Consider the following 18,125-nt stretch of genomic DNA (forward strand, 5'->3'; position numbering starts at 1 on the left):
GCCGCGTCTCACATCGTCGCGGTGACCTTCTTCAACCCGCGCGGCGCGTCCGGGTCCTCGCCTCGGGTGAGTGCCAGCGCCAGCGCCAACCGCTGCATCGGCAGGATGTCCAGCAGCGGGGCGTACCGCTCGTCGACCTCGGGGACGGCCAGCCGGGTGGCGCCCGGCACGTCGGCGGAGCCGACCACCACGACGTCGGCGCGGCGTTCGCCGAGGCGGGGCAGCACCTCACCCATCGACCGGCCACCGGGGCCGGAGCCGACCACGGCGAGCACCGGGACCTCCGGGTCGGTCATCGCGAGCGGGCCGTGCAGCAGGTCGGCGCCGGAGAAGGCGAGCGCCGGCAGGTACGAGGTCTCCATCAGCTTCAGCGCGGCCTCCCGGGCGGTGGGGTACGCGTACCCCCGGCCGGTGGTGACCAGCTGACGGGCGAACCGGTAACGCGGGGCGAGCTGGGCCGGGGTGCCGTCGGCCAGGGTGCGGGCGGCCAGCTCGGGCAGTGCGTCGAGCGCCTCCCGTTCGGCCTTTGGGAGCACGCCGTCGCCGGCCCGGATCCCCTCCACCAGCATCAGCAGGGCGAGCAGCTCGGCGGTGTACGTCTTGGTGGCGGCCACCGCCCGCTCGTGCCCGGCGGCGATGTCGACGCTCAGCTCGGCCACGTCGACCAGCGGCGAGTCGGGGGCGTTGGTCACCGCGAGGGTCAGCGCACCGGAGGCTCGGGCGGCGCGCAGCACCTCGGCCAGGTCGGGCGAGCCGCCGCTCTGGCTGACCCCGACGACCAGCGCGTCGGAGAGGTCGGGACGGGCCCCGTACAGGGTGACGACGCTGGGCGACGCCAGCCCGGCGGGCAGGCCGAGCCGGATCTCGGTCAGGTACGCCCCGTAGAGCGCCGCGTGATCAGAGGTGCCCCGCGCGGTGAAGACCACGTGCCGTGGCCGACGTTCCGCGATGACCGCCGCCACCCGGGCGATCTCGGCGGCGTTGGCAGCGGAGAGCAGGCGCGCGTAGCCAGCTGGCTGCTCGTCGATGTCGGCGGCCATTCCAGCCCCTGCACGTGTCACGAAAACCCCTCCCCCTGCGCGGTTGCCGCGCGATTCTTGCTCAGTCTTGCACTTTTGAGCGTATCTCAGCAATCGAACGAGCAGGACTGCGCAGGTGATCACCAGTTGATCTCAATATCAACTAGGCTTTACCCGTTGTGCCCGGTCTAACTGCCACGAGAGGACGACGTGCCCGAGGGAACGGACGATCCCGCGCTCTCCGCGACGGAGGAGCTGGCGCTGGCCCGGCTGGCACTCGACGAGGGCGACCTGCACCACGCCGCCGGCCACCTCGCCGGCGCTCTGGCACGGGCCCCCACCCTGCCGGAGGTGCACGAGACGCTGGCCCGGCTCGCCGCGACGATCGGCGGCGGCCTCGACCTCTTCCCGATCAATCACCACACCTTCGTCGGTGCGGTCGTCGCCCGCGCCCACCTCCTCGCCACCGCCGGGCGCCCCGCCGAAGGGCTGGAGCTGCTGGCCGCGGCGACGTCGTACGCCCCCGGCACCGAGTGGGCCGGCGTGCCCTGGGTCACCGCGCCCGAGTTGGCCGAACGACTGGACCCGGAGCACATCGCCCGCGTCCTCATGCAGGTCTGCGCCGCACTGCCCGACCCGGTGCCACGGATCGGCCGGGCCCCGCTGACCCCGTACCTCACGCTCGCCCGCAACGCCGCCACCGTGCACCCCGAACACGGCCTGCTGCTGGGCGCGGCGTCCGCGCTGGCCCGGCGCCTCGGTGAGGTCGAGCTGGCGGTCCGCTGGGCCACCCGAGGGGTACGCGCACAGCCCTCGAAGATGGGCGAGGTGTGGCTCGGGTACGCGTACCGCAGCTCGGGCCGGACCCGCGACGGCCTCGCGGCCCTCGGTCGGGCCGTCGAGCTCGACCCCGACGACCTGGCGATCTACGCGGACATCGCCGGCACCCTGGCTGAGATCGGCCGGCTGGACGAGGCGTTGGAGTGGACCGAGCGGGCGCTGGCGCGCGATCCGTCGTTCGACTGCGCTGTGCACACCGCCCACCGCCTGCGGCACCTGCGCGACGGTGACCTCGCCCACCTGGTCGCGCTCGCCGACTTTGTGCGGGACCATCCGGACGACAGCCACGAGCACGGCGACCTGGCCCAGTGCTGCCGAGGTCGGCCCTGGCTCGGCCAACTCACCCCGGCCGGTGGGCCCCTGGTCGACGCGATGCGCCAGGCGGTGGCCGATGACGACAACGGTCTCGGCGGTGCCGTCCGCCTACCCGCCGCCGCCCCGCCGAGCGCGGTCGGGACGGCGATCTCCACCGCCCCCGGGCTGCGGATCGAGGTCGTCGGCGCGCCGGAGCCCGACCCGCGCGAGCCCCGGCGGGAGACCGCTGCGCGGTTGTGGCACTACGCGGACGCGGTCCCCACACCCGCGCTGGCGGCGCCATCGGCGACGGCGGTCGAACGGATCGGGCAGATCGCTCACCCGGCGTGGGCACACCCACCGGCGGCGTACGACGCGGCGGTGGGCCTGGCCGGCCTCGACCTGGGCGACCTGCTCGGCCTGTTGGTGCACCCGCCGGCGGCGCCGGCCAACGCGGTGGGTCGGCTGCTGGCGGCCCACGACCCGTCGGTCTGGGTCCGTGGCGTGCAGGTGTGGGCCTGTCTGGGGCTGCTGCACCACCGCACCGACGAGCCGTGGGAGGGCTCGACCCGGCGTCGGGTGCTGCTCGATCTGATCTGGGGCGTCGAGGACTGGGTCACCGAGGCGGCACTGTTCGCCCTGGTCACCGCCGCCTGGGTGGACCCGTCGGTGCGGTCGGACGTGGCCCGGGTTGTGGCGGAGCGGCTGGCCGACGCGGCTGCCGTGGCGCGGAGCCGACCGGTCCCGATCGCCGCTTCGCTGGCTCACCTGGCACTCGCCGCCCCGCAGTTGGATCCGGCGACGGCGGCACTGGCCACCGAACTGCTGGCCGCCCACTCCCCCCGGCTCCCCCGCCCCCGCAACCCTCTGCGCCGCCTCTGGCAACGCCTGAGCAGGCGCGCGCCGCGCCGACCGTGACGGTCGACGCGGCGCGTGTCGCGCGGTTGGGTCAGGCGACCGGGGCCTTGCCGAGGGCGACCTCGGCGTCCTCCTCCGGGGTGGCCTGCGGCGGCGCCTCGTTCGCGGTGCGCAGCGGGATCTCCTTGATGAACCAGGCGAGCACCGGGATCACGATGGTGAAGAGCACCGCCCAGAGGAAGACGTGCGAGATGGCGTCGGAGAGGCCACCGAGCACCGCCTCGCGCGCCTGAGCGGGCAACTCCTTGAGCTTCTCCAGGTCCATGCCGGCGCCGGCCTCGCCGCCACCGAAGGCCCGACCGCCCTCGGAGCTGGCCAGCCGGTTGGCGAAGATCGCGCCGAACAGCGAGATGCCGAACGAGCCGCCGATCGACCGGAAGAAGGTGGCCGCGCCGCTGGCAGCGCCAAGGTCCTTCTGCTCCACGCTGTTCTGCGCGATCAGCATCGACGTCTGCATGAGGAAGCCCATGCCGACGCCGAGCACGATCATGTAGAGCGAGGACATCAGCTTGCTGGTGTCGGTGTCGAGCATGGACAGCAGCGCCATGCCCGCGGTCATCACCACACCACCGATGATCGGGTACGCCCGGTACCTGCCGTTGCGGGTGATCGCCCGGCCGATGACCAGCGAGACGACCAGCATGCCGAACATCAGCGGCAGCAGCAGCAGACCGCTGTTGGTGGCCGATGCCCCCTGCACGGTCTGCTGGTAGAGCGGCAGGAAGTTCATCGCGCCGAACATCGCGAAGCCGAGCAGGAAGCCGATCACCGAGATCAGCGCGAAGTTGCGGTTGGCGAAGAGCGCCAGCGGCAGGATCGGCTCCTGGACCCGGCGTTCCACCAGGCCGAACGCCACCAACGCGACGACGGCCAGCACGGCCAGACCGAGGATCTGCGGCGACGTCCAGTCGTACTCGTTGCCGCCCCAGGTGGTGATGAGCACGATCGCGGTGATGCCGACCGAGAGCAGCCCGGCGCCGAGCCAGTCGATCCGGTGCTCGGTGCGGTACTTCGGCAGGTGCATGGTGGTGATCAGCACGAGCAGCGCGATTCCGCCCAGCGGCAGGTTCACGTAGAACGCCCAGCGCCAGGAGAGGTGGTCGGTGATGAATCCGCCGGCCAGCGGGCCGGCGACCATGGCGATGGCCATGATGCCGGCGATCATGCCCTGGTAGCGCCCGCGCTCGCGGGGCGGGACCAGGTCACCGATGATCGCCATCACGCCGACCATGAGGCCGCCGGCGCCGAGGCCCTGCACGGCCCGGAAGGCGATGAGCTGGACCATGCCGTCCTCCGGACCGCCGAGCATCCCGGAGCCGGCCATGCCACAGAGGGCGGAGCCGACCAGGAAGACGACGACCGAGGTCAGGAAGACTGACTTGCGGCCGTAGAGGTCACCGAGCTTGCCCCAGATCGGGGTGGAGACGGTGGTGCCCAGGACGTACGCGGTAACCACCCAGGTGAAGTGGTTGAGCCCGCCGAACTCGCCGACGATCCGCGGTAACGCGGTGCTGACGATCATATTGTCGAGCATCGCGAGCATCATCGCGATCATCAGCCCGAACAGCACGACCCGGATGTTGTTGGGTCGCGTGCCGGCCTGGGTTGCCTGAGTCATGGGTAAGCTCCCCCCGAAGATTGCCGTACTTACTTGCCGCCCGGCTAGTCACCTTACTAGCCGCACGGTAAGTTGGGTACGAGTAACGGTCAAGCCATTTGGAGGGCGTGCGTGAGCGAGAGCACAGGCGGCGGAACGCGGGAACGGATCAAGGCCGTCGCGCTCGAACTCTTCACCGAGCAGGGGTACGAGAAGACCTCGCTCCGGGAAATCGCCGAGCGCCTCAACGTCACCAAGGCCGCGCTCTACTACCACTTCAAGAGCAAGGACGACATCGTCGCCAGCTTCGTCGAGGACCGGCTGGAGGGGATGGACGCACTGATCGCCTGGGCCGCCACCCAGCCCGCCACCCTGGCCACCCGGCGCGAGCTGATCTCCCGGTACGCCGACACGATGTTCGACGGCACCCAGCCGTCGGTGATGCGCTTCTTCGAGCAGAACCAGACCGCGCTCAAGAGCCTCTCCTCCGGGCAGAAGATGCGCGGTCGGATGTTGGAGCTGGCGGACGCGCTCTGCCGGGGCGATGAATCCCCCGCCGCCCAGCTACGCGCCGCGCTGTCAATCTTCGCGGTGCACACCAGCTGGTTCGCGGTCCGCGCGCCGCACATCAGCGACGACGAACGCCGCAAGCTCGCCCTGGAGGTGGCCGACGAACTGCTGGCCGCCATCGGCACGCAGCCCAACGCCTGACCGGGCGTGACCGCGCCGGCCCGGGCTCGTCGGTCGCCGGCTCAGCCGCGCGTCAGCTCCAGCCGAAGGCCGAGCAGGTCCACACCCGGCAGCGGCGACCAGTCCTTCTCCGGCGAACGGACGAAACCGCGCCGCGAGTAGAGCCGGTGCGCCGGATCAGCCATCCCGGCCCGTACGCAGATCACCACCGCCGTGCAACCCAACACTGTCGCCCGGTCGACACACGCCTCGACCAGCGCGGCACCCACACCCCGCCCCTGAGCGCCCGGGTCGACCGCGAGCATCCGGAACTCCGCCTCGCCCGGCCCGGCCAGCTCGGCGAACGGGGTGCCCGGCAGCACGAACGTCACCGAGCCGAGCACCGCCCCGGTCACCTCGTCGACCGCGACCAGCACCTCGCCACTGGCGGCTCGGGTCGACACGTCGGCCAGCACCTCGCCGTACCCGTGCTCGCCCTTGAGCTGGCCGTCCGCCTCGTACGCGGCCACGGTCAGCCGGGCCACCGCCGGGAAGTCGGCCGACTCGGCCGGACGGACCCGCAACCCGGTCAAGCGATCACGGCGATCAGGTCACCGTCCTGCACGACGTCGCCCTCGTTGACGACGAGCTGCTGGAGCACACCATCGGACTCGGCGACGACCGGGATCTCCATCTTCATCGACTCGAGGATCACCAGGGTGTCGCCCTCGGTCACCGTGTCACCCGCCGTGGCGACGACCTTCCAGACGTTGGCCACCATCTCGGCGCGGATCTCCTCGGCCATGTCCAGGCCCTCCCTCTTCGCGACGTGCCTGCCGATGTATCCAATCATGCGTCGACCGGTGGTGGGCGCGCAGCGGCACAGCCGGGATGGCAGGCCCGCCCTGGGGAAGGCGGCGGGTGTCGACAGCACTACCATCAGCGGGTCGGACCCGACGCCGGACCGCCGGTGGCCGCATCCGCGCCGAGGTCGTGCGCAGGACGGATCCGACCCATCACGAGGAGGTCAGCATGGCGAAGAAGTCCCGGAAGAAGAAGGCTCGTAAGAAGAACGCCGCGAACCACGGCAAGCGTCCCAACTCCTGAACGGGTCGACGGGCCGGTTGCCCGTCGCCGCTCAGCTCGACCCGGCCGGAGGCCGGGCACACCGGTGGCCCGGGTCGACATCGACCCGGGCCACCGGTCTTGCCAGCTCGTGCCGACGCTCGGTCGGCCAGCTCAGACGATCAGTCGGCCAGCTCACGGGAGTCGCTGGTCTCGAAAACGACCAGCTCGGTGAGCTTGACCCGCAGCCGCTCGCGCAGCTGATCCGGCGCGGTCTCGTTGCCACAGCAACGCGCCACCAACGCCCGCACCTCCTGCTCCAGCCCGTACTCGCGCAGGCAGGGCCCGCACTCGTCCAGGTGGTGCCGGATCAGTGAGCGGCGCTCGTCGGCGCACTCCAGATCCAGGTAGAGATACACCTCCGCGAGCACTTCGCGGCAGTCCGTCTCGTGCGGCTCCCCACAGCTCACGTCACACCTCCCGGCCGGCAGCGGCGGTCGAGCCCTTCGCCGAGCGGGCCGCACTGAAGCCCCGCTCTCCCGCGTAACGCTCGAGCAGCTTGCGCAGATTACGACGGCCCCGGTGCAGACGCGACATCACGGTGCCGATCGGCGTGCCCATGATGTCCGCGACCTCCTTGTAGGAGAAGCCCTCGACATCGGTGAGGTAGACGGCCAGGCGGAACTCCTCCGGCAACTGCTGGAGGGCCTCCTTGACGTCACTGTCCGGCAGCCGGTCCAGTGCCTCCGTCTCGGCCGAGCGCAACCCGCTTGAGGTGTGCGACTCGGCCTCGGCGAGCTGCCAGTCGGTGATCTCCTCGGTGGGCGCCTGGATCGGCTGGCGCTGCCGCTTGCGGTAGGAGTTGATGTAGGTGTTGGTCAGGATCCGGTAGAGCCAGGCCTTGAGGTTCGTGCCCTGCTCAAACTGGTGGAAGGCCGCGTACGCCTTCAGGTACGTCTCCTGGACCAGGTCCTCGGCATCCGCCGGGTTGCGTGTCATTCGCAGCCCAGCAGCGTAGAGCTGATCGACGAATGGCATCGCGTCCCGCTCGAATCGGGCCCTGCGCTCGTCCGTCTTCTCGGTGGTCAACCGCACATCCCCTCGCGTCGGATGCTTTCCCGCCGAGGATACGCGCACGGACCTGCCCGCAGATTCACTTCCGGCCGGTGTGCCCGTGCTCACCGCACCCACCCCGCCCGGTCCCGCCGTCGCGGGCCACTCCGGGCCATCCAGCAGCCGCTTCAGCTGCCGGGCGTCCCGCTCGTCCCGTTCCAGGCTTCGTGTCTCGGTTGGCACCGGTCACCCCCTCACAGAAAAGTCGTCCGGGGGTAGTAACGCGAGATGACCACTGGGGCATTCCGTCCGGCCCCTCCCCGTTCCTGGTCCCGGCCCCGACGGCGGCCGGCGCTGGGACCAGGAAGGGCCTGGGAGGACTGGTGTCACCGGCTCTGCTCGGGCCGGCGGCACCATCGGATGCAACGACCCGTGCCCGCCCCGGAAACGGTTGCCCCGGCGAGCCGGGCGCGACGGGTCAGCTGGCCGCCCAGCCCCGGGCGGACAGCCAGTCGCGAACGGCGGCGGCGGTGCCGGCCGGATCCCGGCGCAGGTCGTGCGTCTCACCGGGACGGCTCACCACCTGCACGGCCGGTCCCGGCTCCGGCGTCCCGAACGGATCCCGGTCGCCGTTGACGACCAACGTCGGCAGGCCGGTGCCCAGTTCAGCGGCGCGCGATCGTTCCGGCCGGCCGGGCGGGTGCAGTGGAAAGGCCAACGCGACCACGCCCACCGCGCCCACCGCACGGGCCGTCCGACAGGCGACCCGCGCACCGCTGGAACGCCCACCGACCACCACCGTCGGCACGTCGGCGTGCCGGTCACGCAGCTCGGCGAGCACCGCCGTCCAGGCCTCGTCGAGGTGACCTGCCGGCGCCGGCGCACGTCGACCGGCGACCCGGTAGGGCTGCGTCACCCGGACCACCGCCAGGCCTGCCGCCACCGACGCGTCCCGGACCGCGAGCAGGTCGGGCGCGTCGACGCTGCCGCCCGCGCCGTGCCCGAGGACGAGCAGGGCGGTGGCCGGGCGGACCGGCAGGTCGGTGTCGATCCGCGCCGGACCGCGCGGGGTGTCGATCTCGTTGCTGGCTGGCACCGGCCTATTCTGCGCCGCCGGACGGGCGTCGGGTGCGAACCGGGCCGCCGATCAGCTCAGCGGGACCAGGGCGAGCAGGCGATCGCGCACCGGCGGGCCGGCATCGTCGATGGCGTCCGGATCGGGTTCGACCTCGCCGCGCCAGGCGACCAGCATCGCCCGTCGTTCCCGCGGCGTGGTGCCGCCCCACACGCCGTGACAGTCACCGACGTCGAGGGCCCAGGCCAGGCAGGACCCCTGCACGTCACAACTGCGACACAGCGCGACGGCGGCGTCCGCCGGCTCGTTCGGTGCCGGAAAGAATGTCTCCGGATCGACGCTCTGGCAGGTTCCTCTGGTGCGCCAAGCGTCGTCCTGTCGCCGTTCTCGCACGGCCCGCAGCAGTCGCGGATCTCGCCGCGCCGCTGCCACCTCGTGCGGGCGCGGCATACGTGCCCGTGTCATCCACCCACCTCCCCCGTGGGACCGGCAAAAGCTGTGGACGTCGTCCGCCCCGTGCGGACCGACAGCCACTACCGGCGCTGTGTTCTATCGCACTTAACAACACCGGGACAAGGGTCTGCCGGGAACATGACTGAACAGCCAGGAGACGAATCGCGCGGAACCTGGCAAATCGGCGGCCGACGATGCACGGCGGCGTCAGAACAGGGTCAGCTCCTGCGGTGACACCGTCGGCGCCACCGCCACCCGCGCGGTCAGCTGTGGCCCGTCGTTGCGAACGTCTCCCACCGCCGCACCCACCGGGCGGATCTCCAGCCCCGCCAACTGCTCCGCCGACGCCGGAGTGAGCAGCCGCCCCGGCTCGTCGGTCGGCGCGAGCCACGACGACCACCGCTCAGGGGGCAGCAGCACCGGCATCCGGTCGTGCACCTCGGCCAGGTCGCCGAGCGCCGCGGTGGTCAACACGCTGAAGGTGAGCCGGGTCTCGGCGTCGGACTCCCAGACCGACCAGATGCCGGCCAGCGCGAGCACCGAGCCGTCCCGGGGGGTCATGAAGTACGCCTGTCGCCCGCCGTCGGGCAACCGGACCCACTCGTACCAGCCGTCGGCCGGGACCAGGCAACGGCGACGGGAGAAGGAGCCGGCGTACGCCCGGCTGGTGGCCACCGTCTCCGCCCGCGCGTTGATCATCCGAGCGGCTCCCGAGGCGGACCGGGACCAGTGCGGCAGCAGACCCCAGCGGCCGACACAGAGGCTGCGGTGCCCCTCCGGGCTGACCCGGACCAGCGGCACCGGGTCGGTCGGCGCGACGTTGTGGTCCGCCCGGACCAGGCCGTCGGAGTCGTCGGACGACTCGAACAGCGCGCTCAGCTCGCCGGAGCTCCGGGTCGTCGCGTACCTGCCGCACATGGGGCACACGCTAACGCGTCGGAGGCCCCGTCGGCTGTCCCGCCAACCGGGAGTACGAACGCCGGGCGCCGCCGCCCGCCCGCCGACACGGCAGAATGTAACCGTGGGCAACCTGACCGCGACCCGGCCGCCGCAGCCGTGGACCGCACCGACCGCATCCGACCCGGTGGCGGCGACGCTGCGCCTGCCCGGTTCCAAATCGATGACCGCCCGGGCCCTGGTGCTCAGCGCGCTGGCCGCCGGCCCGTCGACGCTGGCCCGGCCACTGCGCGCCCGTGACACCGAGTTGATGGCCGCCGGCCTGCGCGCGATGGGTGCGCACGTCTCGATCAGCGACGACGAGCGCTGGCTGGTCCGACCGCACCCGCTGGCCGGCCCCGCCCACGTCGACGTCGGGCTGGCCGGCACCGTGATGCGGTTCGTGCCGCCGGTGGCGGGCCTGGCCGACGGGCAGGTCACCTTCGACGGTGACCCGTACGTGCGCACCCGGCCACTCGGCCCGCTGGTCGGCGCGCTGCGCTCGCTGGGCGTCCGGATCGACGTCACCGGCACCGGCAGCCTGCCGCTGACAGTGCTCGGCACCGGCCGGATCACCGGTGGCGAGGTCGTGATCGACGCGTCCGCCTCCAGCCAACTCGTCTCCGGGTTGTTGCTGGCCGCCCCGCGCTTCGACCGGGGCGTCGTGGTCCGCCACGTCGGCCCGCCGGTGCCCTCCGCGCCGCACCTTCGGATGACGGTGCAGATGCTGCGGGCCGCCGGCGCGGCTGTCGACGACAGCACCCCCGACGTCTGGGCCGTCGAGCCCGGCCCGCTCACCGGGCGCGGCTGGGACATCGAGCCGGACCTCTCCGGTGCCGTGCCGTTCTTCGCCGCCGCCCTGGTCACCGGCGGCGAGGTGACCCTTCAGGGTTGGCCGCACAGCAGCGCGCAGCCGGTCGAGAAACTCCGCTCGCTGCTGCAGCGGATGGGCGGTGAGGTCACCCTCTCCACCGACGGGCTGACCGTCCGTGGCAGCGGCGTGGTGCACGGTCTGACCGCCGACCTGTCCGACGTCGGCGAGCTGACCCTCGTGCTGACCGCGCTGGCCATGCTGGCCGACTCGCCGTCGGTGTTCACCGGCGTCGGGCACATCCGTGGGCACGAGACCGACCGGCTCGCCGCGCTCGCGCGCGAGTTCGGCGGGCTCGGCGCGGACATCACCGAAACACCGGACGGGTTGGAGATCCGGCCCCGACCGCTGCGCGGCGGGGTCTTCCGCACCTACCACGACCACCGGATGGCGCACGCCGCCGCGGTGGCCGGGCTGGCCGTTCCGGGCGTCGAGGTGGACGACGTGGGGTGTACCTCCAAGACCATGCCCGAGTTCCCGGCACTATGGTCAGCGATGGTGACCGGCAAGAGCTGACGCGAGAAGAGGACAGGTCCTGGCGACCAAACGGCGGGAGTACGACGAGGACGACGTGCGGGTCCGACCCGGAAAGTCGTCGCGCCCGCGTACGCGCACCCGCCCGCAGCACGCCGACGCGGTCGACGGGTTCGTCATCGCCGTCGACCGGGGGCGCTACACCTGCGTGCTCTCCGGGGCCGAACGCGGCGTGGTCGGCGCCGAGCTGCCCACTGTCACCGCCATGCGGGCCCGCGAGTTGGGCCGCAAATCGGTGGTGGTCGGTGACCGGGTCAGCCTGGTCGGTGACACGTCCGGCGCGGAGGGCGCTCTCGCCCGCATCGTCCGGATCGCCGAACGCCGCTCGGTGCTGCGCCGCACCGCAGACGACGACGAGACCACCGCCGAGGGCCGGCTGGAACGGGTCGTGGTGGCCAACGCGGACCAGTTGGTGATCGTCAGCGCGTTGGCCGACCCACCGCCGCGCACCGGGTTCATCGACCGCTGCCTGGTGGCCGCGTACGACGCGGACGTCGAGCCGCTGCTCTGCCTCACGAAGGCCGACCTGGCCGGGCCGGAGGAGGTGCTCGGCTACTACACCGAGCTGGAGCTGCCCTACGTGCTCAACCGTCCCGACTCCGACCTCGACGCGCTCCGCGCGCTGCTGAGCGGCAAGGTGTCGGTGCTTGTCGGGCACTCCGGGGTGGGCAAGTCGACGCTGGTCAACCGCCTCGTTCCGGACGCGCTGCGCGCGGTCGGCGTGGTCAGCGCGATCGGCCGGGGCCGGCACACCTCGACCAGCGCGGTGGCGCTGCGGCTGCCACCGGTGCACGGGATCGACACCGACCCGGGCTGGATCATCGACACCCCCGGGATCCGCAGCTTCGGGTTGGCGCACGTCTCGGCCGACAGCCTGCTGCACGGCTTTCCGGACCTGGTCGAGGGCACCGTCGACTGCCCACCGAACTGCCCCCACACGGCCGACGAGGCCGAGTGTGGGCTGGACGCCTGGGTGGCCGCCGGTAAGGCCGACCCGCGCCGGCTGGCCTCGTACCGTCGGTTGCTCGCTTCCCGCGCCGGCGAGGGTGACTCGCGCGGCGACAGCGACCAGCGCGGCCCCGGCGAGGGTGACCGGCGCGGCCCCGACGAGTGACCCGACGGGTGTGGGCTAGGTTGCCGGCATGACCGGGTACGCCGACGACCTCGCCCTCGCCCATCTGCTCGCCGACCGGGCCGACGCCATCGCCACAGCCCGGTTCCGGGCGCTCGACCTGCGCGTCGAGGCGAAGCCCGACCTGACCCCGGTTTCCGACGCGGACACCGCCGTGGAGCGGGAGATCCGCGCCCTGCTGGCCGAGCACCGACCGGCCGACGGGCTGCTCGGTGAGGAGTACGGCGCGCAGTCGTCCGCCAACCCGAACGGCCGCCGGTGGATCATCGATCCGATCGACGGCACCAAGAACTTCGTCCGTGGCGTGCCGATCTGGGCCACCTTGATCGCGCTCTACGACGGCGACCGGCCGGCGGTCGGCGTGGTGTCCGCACCGGCGCTCGGACGACGCTGGTGGGCCAGCGCGGGTGCGGGCGCGTACGCCGGGCCGGGCCCCGCGGCCGGCGAGCGGATCGGTGTGTCCGCGGTGCGTGGGGTCGCGGATGCCAGCTTCTGCTACTCGTCGCTGAACGGGTGGGAGGAGGCGGGGCGGCTCGACGCCGTGCTCGACCTGATGCGGGACAGCTGGCGCAGCCGGGCGTACGGGGACTTCTACGGCTACATGCTGTTGGCCGAGGGGGCACTGGACGTGATGGCTGAGCCGGAGTTGTCAGTGTGGGACGTGGCGGCGCTGGTGCCGATCGTCACTGAGGCGGGTGGCACGGTCACGGATCTGGCCGGACAACCGGCCCCCGCCGGGGCTCCGGGCACCGACAGCAGCGTGGTGGCCACCAACGGTGTGCTGCACGCCGACATCCTCGCCCGCCTCAATCGACCAGCCGAGCGCTGACCCCCGGCAACCTCTATCCTCGCCAGGTGGTCTCCTCCGGTTGGTGCTTTCTCGCGGCGATGATCGTCGCGTACGGCTTCGCCAACCTGCTCCAGTCGGTGGCGGCGGCGCGCACCACGGTCCACCACACCTTCGATCCGGGCCTGCTGCTGCGCCTCGCCGGGCACCGGACGTACCTGATCGGCCTCGGCTGTCAGATCGGCGGTTTCGTGCTCGCCTTCCTGGCCCGGCGGGACCTGCCGCTGTTCCTCGTGCAGGCCAGCGTGGCGGCCGGGCTCGGGGTGACTGCCATCCTCGGGGTGCTGGTGCTGAAGTGGCGGCTGCCGGCGGCGGAGGTGGTGCTGTTGGCGCTGCTCTTCGCGGGGATCACCGCGCTGGTGCTGTCCGCCCGGCCGGCGCCGTCGAAGCAGCTCGGCACCGCCGGCTCGATCGCCCTGCTGGTGGCGCTGGGCGTGATCGCGGTGCTCGGTTTCTTCGCCGTCCGGCTGCACGGGGCACCGGGTTCGGTGGCCCTCGGCTCACTGGCCGGGCTGGCGTTCAGCTCGGCCGCGGTCGCCGCCCGGCCACTGGCATCCGCGCCGTCCGCCGAGGCGTTCCTCGCCGACCCGCTGTTCTACCTGCTGATCGCCCACTCGATAGTGGGTCAGCTGCTGCTCGGTCTGGCCATGCAGCGCGGCTCGACGACCGCCGCGGTCGCCGCGATGGACGCCGCCGGCGCGGTGCCGGCCGCGATCGTCGGCCTGCTGCTGCTCAACGACAAGATCTGGCCGGGGCGGGAGTGGCTGGCCGCGGTCGGCTTCCTGGTGACCCTGGCCGCGGTGATCGGCCTGACCCGGTACGCCGAACCGCAGCAGCACCGCTCGGTGGCACGCCGTCGGGACCCCGCCATGGTCGGTGCCGGCCGGCCGGGCTGACCGTCCGGCACCGCATCACGGCAGAGGTGTCGCAGCAGCACCGCCGACTCAGGCCTCGACCGGCTTGCGGCGACTCACCACCCGTTCGTAGAGGCGCTCCAACGCACCGGCGGTCCGCTCCCAGGTGTAACTGCTGCGCACCCGGTCCACCGCGGCGTGCCCGTACGCGAACCGACCGGCGTTGTCGGCGAGCAGACGGCGCAGCGACACTCCGAGCGCCCGTACGTCACCGGGGGGCACCAGGCGACCGGTGACCTCGTCGACGACGGCGTCCGCCAGGCCGCCCATCGCGTAGCCGATCACCGGCACCCCGCAGGCCATCGCCTCCAGCGAGACCCGCCCCGCCGAGGAGTAGTGCGGCGTGCAGGCGACAACGTCCGCCGACCGGTACCAGGTGGCCATCTGGTCGTGCGGCACCGCCCCGACGAGCCGTACCTGGTCGACGACGCCGAGCTGTTCGGCCAGCTCGCGCAGGCGTCGTGCCTCAGCATGGTTGGCCAACTGGTCGACCGGCGGCCCACCGGCGATCACCAGCTCGGCGTCACCGACCAGCCGCATCGCCCGGATCAGGTCCTCCTGGCCGTGCCCGGCGGCCAGCGAGCCCACCGAGAGGATGCGGGGCCGCTGTTCGCGCGGTGCTGCCTCGCCGTCGGGGTGGAACAGGTCGATGTCGACGCCGGCCGGCACCAACGCGACCGAGCTGCGTTGCAGACCCATCCGGGTCAGCTCGTCGACCTCGTCGTTGGACTGGGCCACGGCGATGTCGACCGCCCTGGTCAATGCGCGCTCCAGCGTGATCCGCTGGCCCGGCCCGTCGTAGTGGCCGCCCAGGTGACGCAGCTGCTCGATGCCGAGCGAGTGGAACGTCTGCACCACCGGAATGTCGGTCTCCCGGACGGCGTGCGCGGCGGCCAGGCCACCGACCCAGTAGTGCCCGTGCACCACCTCGGGCCGCCAGGAACCCGACCACTCGTCGGCCAGCCAGCGGCCGACCTCCGTCACGTACGGGATCAGCTCGACGGTGGGTAGCGGGGTGGGCGGGCCGGCGGGCACCTGGTGCACCTGGTAGCCGTCGACGTTCATCGTCGCCGGCAGCGTCGGGTCGTCCCGGCGTACGTAGAGCCGGACGTCATGGCCTCGCTCGGCCAGCTCGGCGGCGACCCTCGCGGTGTGCTGTCGGGTGCCGACCGGCGGGCCGTCGGCGTGGCGGTAGGAACTGGCGTGCGCGCAGACGAGGCCGACGCGCATGGGTCACCTCCCTGCGATCTTTCCTCGGCGGTGGTCCTCCCGGTCAGAGCGTCCCATTAACCCCGCGACGCTGAGCCGAAACCTGGCAGATCAGGAAGAGTCAGCGCGAGTGCCACCGACACTTGCGCCACGGCAAGCACAGGCGGCACACGACAGTGGGGTTCGACGATGATCCACAAGCCGTGGCCGGTGTGACCAGGGCCGGCCGGGGGTACCGCTCAGAAATGCCGCTGACCCGCAGTCTCGACGATTCGACCGTGGTGATCACCGGCGCGTCCAGCGGGATCGGCACGGCGACCGCGTACGCATTGGCCCGCCGGGGTGCCGCCGTTGTGCTGGCCGCCCGCAGCGAGCCCGCCCTGCAACAGGTCGCGCAGCGCTGCCGGGAGTTGGGCGGCCAGGCGCTGGTCGTACCGACCGACGTCACCGACCTGGAGTCGGTGCGGCGGCTGGCCGAGCAGGCGGCGGCCGAGTTCGGCCGGATCGACGCCTGGGTGAACAACGCCGCGGTGAGCGCCGTGGGGCTGTTCGACGAGATCCCGGTCGCCGAATTCCGCCGGGTGCTGGAGGTCAACCTGCTCGGGGCGGTGCACGGCATCAAGGCGGCACTGCCCTACCTGGGCGCCGCCGGTGGCGGTGTGCTGGTCAACAACGCCTCGGTGCTGGCCGAGGTGGCCATGCCGTACCAGTCGGCGTACAACGCCTCCAAGCACGGCATCCGCGGGCTGGCCGACACCGTCCGACAGGAGCTGCGGGTCACCGGTCGCGGTCACATCTCCGTCTGCACAGTGCTGCCGGCCACGATCGACACCCCGTTCTTCCGGCACACCGGCAACCACAGCGGCCGGGAACTGGTGGCGCCTCCGCCGATCTACCCGCCGGAGATGGTCGCCGAGACCATCGTCCGGTTGCTGCGCCGGCCCCGCCGCGAGGCGTACGCCGGTGGCGCGGCCCGGCTGATCGGCCTGCAGTGGCGGCTGGCGCCCGCGCTGGTCGAGCGGACCCTCGGCTGGTACGCCCACCGCACCCAGTTCGGCCCGGGCGCCCGGGTGGACAGCAGTGGCAACGTGTTCGACGCCGATGCTCTGGCACGCCAGGACGGTGGCTGGCACGGTCGGCGGCGGCAGTTGGTGCGGATGACCGCCGCGTTCGGTCTGGCTGCCGCCGGCACCGCTGTCGGCACCCTGGCGGCCATCAACCGCCGCTCCCGGTCGGACCGCTGATGGCCGATGTCGAGCGCCCGAATGCGCTCACCGTCACCGGCGCGCACAATGGGGCGATCATGTCGAGCTGTCTCGTGGAAATCGACGAGTCGTCAGCGGTGGTCCGGCTGACCGGTGTGCTCGATGCCGCTGGTGCCGAGGCGCTACGCGGCGCGCTGCTCGCCCGTCTGCTGGCCCGGCCCGGCCCGGTGGTGGCCGACGTGACCGGCCTGCGGGTCGTCGACCCGGCCGGGCGCGGTGTCTTCGCCGACGTACGCCGGGAGGTCGCCGACTGGCCCGCCGCGGACCTGCTGCTGTGTGACCCGGCGGTCGACGGGCCCGCCCATCCGGACGCCGCGCTCGCCGGGGTGCCGGCCTGGCCGACGCTCGACGGGGCGCTGGCCGCTGTGGCGGCGACACCACTGGCGGCGGTGCTCACCGCCGACCTGGCTCCGGCGGTGGGAGCCGCCCGGCAGGCGCGCGAGCTGGTCACCACCGGTTGCGAGCGCTGGGGCATGCCGACGCTCACCGACCCGGCGTGCATCGCGATCACCGAGATGGTCAACAACGTGGTGGCGCACGCCCGGACCCCGATGACGGTTCGGCTGGCGCCTCAGGAGACCACCCTGCACCTGGCGGTTCGCGACCACTCCCCGCGTCAGCCGACCTTCGCCGGGATCTCCCCGCCGAATCGCGCCGGCGGCCGGGGCCTGCTGCTGATCGACACTGTGACCCGTCGCTGGGGGAGCAGCGCCGTACCGGACGGCAAGGTCGTCTGGTGTGTGCTGCACCCCGACGACGAGGCTCTCTGACGGGGCTTTCGCCATCGGCGCCCGGTTCGGCGACGTACCTCCGGAGGCCGCCCGGTTACGGCGGCAGGGCAGCGGGTAGTGATCAGACATGCGCGACAACGAGTACCCGACCCCCGTGTCCGACACCGAGGCGCAAGGGCTGCCCGACACCGCCGATGACGACTCGACCGCCAACGACGACGTCCTCACCGGGCGCGAGGCGGACGGCCCGGACCCGGCCCAACTGCCCGGCGATCGGACGCCGGTGGCGGTGGACCGGTTCGGAACGACCGCCGAGGAGCAGCTCGACGGTGAGTCGTTGGACTACAAGCTCGACCGCGAGGTCTACGAGCGCCCGGCGGACGACCCGCTGGCCGGCACCATCGACCCGAAGATCGCCTTCGAGGCGGACAACCTGGAAGCCGCGGCGGAGGCTCAGCTGGACGCCGACGTGATGGATCCCGGGCCGACCTCGGACCCGAACTCACCGGTCTCCCTCTACGACCACGGTCAGCTCGGCACTGTGGCCGACGCCACAGTAGGCCGGCTGGTGGAACCGGACGAGGGGTCGCACACCGACCAGGAGACCGATTCGGTGGCGTACGACGCCGGATCGGCCGGAGGCGGAGCGACCGCCGAGGAGCTGGCCATCCACGAGACGGAGCCGCCGCGCTCGGTCTGACGT

18 protein-coding genes and 2 pseudogenes are annotated in these 18,125 nt (G+C 72.4%); 10 read left to right on the forward strand and 10 right to left on the reverse strand.

Annotated elements, in window-relative coordinates; all coding sequences use genetic code 11:
• Window positions 1-8: 8 nt before the first annotated feature.
• Window positions 9-1,040, reverse strand: a complete 1,032-nt coding sequence (locus MED15_RS30570) for an SIS domain-containing protein (RefSeq protein ID WP_112583670.1) — start codon at window positions 1,038-1,040, stop codon at window positions 9-11.
• A 189-nt stretch (window positions 1,041-1,229) separates the two neighbouring features.
• Here MED15_RS30570 and MED15_RS30575 point away from each other — a divergent pair, with 189 nt between their 5' ends.
• Window positions 1,230-3,071 carry a tetratricopeptide repeat protein gene (locus MED15_RS30575; RefSeq protein ID WP_112737589.1) on the forward strand — a complete coding sequence of 614 codons (1,842 nt, stop codon included), beginning with the start codon at window positions 1,230-1,232 and terminating at the stop codon, window positions 3,069-3,071.
• A 31-nt stretch (window positions 3,072-3,102) separates the two neighbouring features.
• Here MED15_RS30575 and MED15_RS30580 read toward each other — a convergent pair whose 3' ends face one another.
• Complete coding sequence (locus MED15_RS30580; RefSeq protein ID WP_091406083.1) at window positions 3,103-4,689, reverse strand: MDR family MFS transporter; 1,587 nt, start codon at window positions 4,687-4,689, stop codon at window positions 3,103-3,105.
• A 111-nt stretch (window positions 4,690-4,800) separates the two neighbouring features.
• Between MED15_RS30580 and MED15_RS30585 the strand changes: the two are divergent.
• Window positions 4,801-5,520: pseudogene (locus MED15_RS30585) on the forward strand (TetR/AcrR family transcriptional regulator).
• On the opposite strand, the gene MED15_RS30590 reads toward MED15_RS30585, so the two are convergent.
• Together MED15_RS30590 and MED15_RS30595 are read right to left on the reverse strand one after the other, a co-directional pair.
• Window positions 5,421-5,930 carry a GNAT family N-acetyltransferase gene (locus MED15_RS30590; RefSeq protein WP_112583673.1) on the reverse strand — a complete coding sequence of 170 codons (510 nt, stop codon included), beginning with the start codon at window positions 5,928-5,930 and terminating at the stop codon, window positions 5,421-5,423. The pseudogene MED15_RS30585 and the gene MED15_RS30590 sit on opposite strands and share 100 nt — an antisense overlap.
• Window positions 5,927-6,148 carry a biotin/lipoyl-binding carrier protein gene (locus MED15_RS30595; protein ID WP_181518367.1) on the reverse strand — a complete coding sequence of 74 codons (222 nt, stop codon included), beginning with the start codon at window positions 6,146-6,148 and terminating at the stop codon, window positions 5,927-5,929. The genes MED15_RS30590 and MED15_RS30595 overlap by 4 nt, the downstream gene beginning before the upstream one ends.
• A 182-nt stretch (window positions 6,149-6,330) precedes the next feature.
• Between MED15_RS30595 and MED15_RS34835 the strand changes: the two genes are divergently transcribed.
• Window positions 6,331-6,444: a 50S ribosomal protein bL37 gene (locus tag MED15_RS34835; RefSeq protein WP_370453046.1), complete on the forward strand. Its 114-nt coding sequence runs from the start codon at window positions 6,331-6,333 to the stop codon at window positions 6,442-6,444.
• Between the two features lie 140 nt (window positions 6,445-6,584).
• Here the strand turns inward: MED15_RS34835 and rsrA are convergent, their stop codons facing one another.
• The 5 genes from rsrA to MED15_RS30620 all read right to left on the reverse strand — a co-directional run bounded on the left by rsrA (window position 6,585) and on the right by MED15_RS30620 (window position 9,901).
• A complete protein-coding gene (rsrA, locus tag MED15_RS30600) occupies window positions 6,585-6,872 on the reverse strand; it encodes a mycothiol system anti-sigma-R factor (RefSeq protein ID WP_030490399.1) in 288 nt (95 codons plus the stop codon).
• A gap of 1 nt (window position 6,873) precedes the next feature.
• Window positions 6,874-7,698, reverse strand: coding sequence for a sigma-70 family RNA polymerase sigma factor (locus tag MED15_RS30605; protein WP_112583674.1), 825 nt, complete (start codon window positions 7,696-7,698; stop codon window positions 6,874-6,876).
• A 235-nt stretch (window positions 7,699-7,933) separates the two neighbouring features.
• Window positions 7,934-8,551 (reverse strand): alpha/beta hydrolase family protein, encoded by a 618-nt coding sequence (locus MED15_RS30610; protein WP_112737591.1) that lies wholly within the window; start codon window positions 8,549-8,551, stop codon window positions 7,934-7,936.
• A gap of 51 nt (window positions 8,552-8,602) precedes the next feature.
• Window positions 8,603-8,995, reverse strand: a complete 393-nt coding sequence (locus MED15_RS30615; protein WP_091406097.1) for a WhiB family transcriptional regulator — start codon at window positions 8,993-8,995, stop codon at window positions 8,603-8,605.
• A gap of 195 nt (window positions 8,996-9,190) precedes the next feature.
• Window positions 9,191-9,901 carry an SOS response-associated peptidase gene (locus MED15_RS30620; RefSeq protein ID WP_112583676.1) on the reverse strand — a complete coding sequence of 237 codons (711 nt, stop codon included), beginning with the start codon at window positions 9,899-9,901 and terminating at the stop codon, window positions 9,191-9,193.
• A 103-nt stretch (window positions 9,902-10,004) separates the two neighbouring features.
• Here MED15_RS30620 and aroA point away from each other — a divergent pair, with 103 nt between their 5' ends.
• The 4 genes and pseudogenes from aroA (at window position 10,005) to MED15_RS30640 (ending at window position 14,290) form a co-directional block, all read left to right on the forward strand.
• On the forward strand, window positions 10,005-11,306 hold the full coding sequence (gene aroA, locus MED15_RS30625; RefSeq protein WP_112583677.1) for a 3-phosphoshikimate 1-carboxyvinyltransferase: 1,302 nt from the start codon (window positions 10,005-10,007) through the stop codon (window positions 11,304-11,306).
• 55 nt (window positions 11,307-11,361) lie between these two features.
• Window positions 11,362-12,438 carry a ribosome small subunit-dependent GTPase A gene (rsgA, locus tag MED15_RS30630; RefSeq protein ID WP_112583678.1) on the forward strand — a complete coding sequence of 359 codons (1,077 nt, stop codon included), beginning with the start codon at window positions 11,362-11,364 and terminating at the stop codon, window positions 12,436-12,438.
• 28 nt (window positions 12,439-12,466) lie between these two features.
• A complete protein-coding gene (hisN, locus tag MED15_RS30635; protein ID WP_112600960.1) occupies window positions 12,467-13,285 on the forward strand; it encodes a histidinol-phosphatase in 819 nt (272 codons plus the stop codon).
• 59 nt (window positions 13,286-13,344) lie between these two features.
• Window positions 13,345-14,290: pseudogene (locus tag MED15_RS30640) on the forward strand (hypothetical protein).
• On the opposite strand, the gene MED15_RS30645 reads toward MED15_RS30640, so the two are convergent.
• The gene (locus MED15_RS30645) at window positions 14,248-15,447 is read right to left on the reverse strand and encodes a glycosyltransferase (protein WP_112583680.1); all 1,200 of its coding nucleotides are present in this window, start codon (window positions 15,445-15,447) and stop codon (window positions 14,248-14,250) included. The pseudogene MED15_RS30640 and the gene MED15_RS30645 sit on opposite strands and share 43 nt — an antisense overlap.
• A 224-nt stretch (window positions 15,448-15,671) precedes the next feature.
• Here MED15_RS30645 and MED15_RS30650 point away from each other — a divergent pair, with 224 nt between their 5' ends.
• From MED15_RS30650 to MED15_RS30660, 3 genes are all read left to right on the forward strand, one after another.
• Complete coding sequence (locus tag MED15_RS30650; protein ID WP_112600959.1) at window positions 15,672-16,670, forward strand: SDR family oxidoreductase; 999 nt, start codon at window positions 15,672-15,674, stop codon at window positions 16,668-16,670.
• Complete coding sequence (locus MED15_RS30655; protein WP_112583681.1) at window positions 16,670-17,461, forward strand: ATP-binding protein; 792 nt, start codon at window positions 16,670-16,672, stop codon at window positions 17,459-17,461. The genes MED15_RS30650 and MED15_RS30655 overlap by 1 nt, the downstream gene beginning before the upstream one ends.
• Before the next feature lie 88 nt (window positions 17,462-17,549).
• Window positions 17,550-18,122 carry a DUF5709 domain-containing protein gene (locus tag MED15_RS30660; RefSeq protein WP_112583682.1) on the forward strand — a complete coding sequence of 191 codons (573 nt, stop codon included), beginning with the start codon at window positions 17,550-17,552 and terminating at the stop codon, window positions 18,120-18,122.
• Window positions 18,123-18,125: the final 3 nt, after the last annotated feature.

Source organism: Micromonospora noduli (assembly GCF_003264475.1).
Taxonomy (GTDB): Bacteria; Actinomycetota; Actinomycetes; order Mycobacteriales; family Micromonosporaceae; genus Micromonospora; species Micromonospora noduli.

Coding starts and splice junctions, on each gene's coding strand:
- MED15_RS30660 (WP_112583682.1), top strand. CDS start 17,550: ATGCGCGACAACGAGTACCCGACCCCCGTGTCCGACACCGAGGCGCAA.
- MED15_RS30570 (WP_112583670.1), bottom strand. CDS start 1,040: ATGGCCGCCGACATCGACGAGCAGCCAGCTGGCTACGCGCGCCTGCTC.
- MED15_RS30645 (WP_112583680.1), bottom strand. CDS start 15,447: ATGCGCGTCGGCCTCGTCTGCGCGCACGCCAGTTCCTACCGCCACGCC.
- MED15_RS30620 (WP_112583676.1), bottom strand. CDS start 9,901: ATGTGCGGCAGGTACGCGACGACCCGGAGCTCCGGCGAGCTGAGCGCG.
- MED15_RS30615 (WP_091406097.1), bottom strand. CDS start 8,995: ATGACACGGGCACGTATGCCGCGCCCGCACGAGGTGGCAGCGGCGCGG.
- MED15_RS30655 (WP_112583681.1), top strand. CDS start 16,670: ATGGCCGATGTCGAGCGCCCGAATGCGCTCACCGTCACCGGCGCGCAC.
- hisN (WP_112600960.1), top strand. CDS start 12,467: ATGACCGGGTACGCCGACGACCTCGCCCTCGCCCATCTGCTCGCCGAC.
- MED15_RS30650 (WP_112600959.1), top strand. CDS start 15,672: ATGCCGCTGACCCGCAGTCTCGACGATTCGACCGTGGTGATCACCGGC.
- MED15_RS30580 (WP_091406083.1), bottom strand. CDS start 4,689: ATGACTCAGGCAACCCAGGCCGGCACGCGACCCAACAACATCCGGGTC.